This window comes from Methylopila musalis (assembly GCF_042679725.1).
Lineage (GTDB): Bacteria > Pseudomonadota > Alphaproteobacteria > Rhizobiales > Methylopilaceae > Methylopila > Methylopila musalis.
The window spans coordinates 1-1,061 of the sequence record NZ_JBHTMX010000378.1; the positions used below are offsets into that span (position 1 = coordinate 1).

Annotated in this window: 1 protein-coding gene and 1 pseudogene; one reads left to right on the forward strand and one right to left on the reverse strand. The window is 71.3% G+C overall.

Annotated elements, in window-relative coordinates:
* Positions 1-305, reverse strand: a 305-nt coding sequence (locus ACFQ4O_RS17785; protein WP_378777742.1) for a DUF5330 domain-containing protein, incomplete at its 3' end; no start/stop codon positions are given.
* Between the two features lie 341 nt (positions 306-646).
* Between ACFQ4O_RS17785 and ACFQ4O_RS17790 the strand changes: the two are divergent.
* Positions 647-1,061 (forward strand): annotated as a pseudogene (locus tag ACFQ4O_RS17790) (PAS domain-containing sensor histidine kinase); the annotation flags it as partial.

The following is a 1,061-nucleotide window of genomic DNA, read 5'->3' on the forward strand; positions in this document are numbered from 1 at the left end:
CGGGCCGCGGGGGCGGGCGCCGCTTCGCGGGAAGGCGCGTCGCCCGCCAGATAGTCGCCGACCATCTCGGCGCTGGCGCGGGCGCGCTCGCCCACCAGCTTCAGCGCCTGCGAGCCCACGGTGCAGGCGTCCGGCTGGCGCTCGCAGAAGCTCGACAGGTCGGACACCGTGGCGCCGGCGGCCGTCAGCGCCGACAGCGGGTCGATCGCGGGGCCGTCCTTGCCGTCCGGCCCTGCGCCGACGCTGATCGGCAGCACGAGCATCAGAACCGAAATCCAGAACGCGGTGCGGATCAGGAACATCATGAGGGTCTGCCTCTTCCGTCGGCGGCGGCGCAGACCGGCCGGACGGGTCGTTCCGGCCAAGGCGGCGTCGCGTATGGGAGACACCCTAGCATCGGGCGCACTGCGGTCCCGTCAACCGGAACGCGCGGGTTTGAGCGATGGCGTTCAGACTTCCGCAAGTTTCAGTCAAGTTTTCGTAAATGTTTCGGGCGGGTCCGTGACATGAAGGTCAAGCAGCGATCGTCGGCATTTTAGCGTTCGCTTAAGCCTGCGCGGCGACACTGCGCGCAACGACAGGGAAGCGTGCCGCCTTCAGTCGCGGCGTCCGCCGCGCCCAGGGCGGAGTGTGGAGTAGCAAGCGCGTGCGTCAGGCCGCCGCCATCAAAGCGTTGTCCGAGCACGTCGCGGCGTGGGTCCACCCCTCCGCTCAGGACGACATGCTTGCGACCGAGCGCCATCGCAGCTTTCTGCTCGCCCATTTCGCGCTCGGCGTGGCGCCCTTCGCCGCGCTTCCGGCGCTGCTCGCGGCCGGCGCCGCGCCCGCGGCGGCCGAAGCGCTCGGCTTCGCCTGGCTGCTGGCGCCCATTCTCGCGGGCCTTCACCTCAGCCGCAGCGGCCGGCTCGCGCAGGCGCATCTTCTGTCCTCGCTGGCGCTGACGCTGCTCGCAAGCGTGGTCGCGGTCGGCGCCGGCGGGCTGCTGACGCCGGTCGCGCCGCTCGCCTTCGCGGTCGCGGCCATGGAGGCCGGGCTTTCGGGATCGCGTCGCGCGGCTTTTG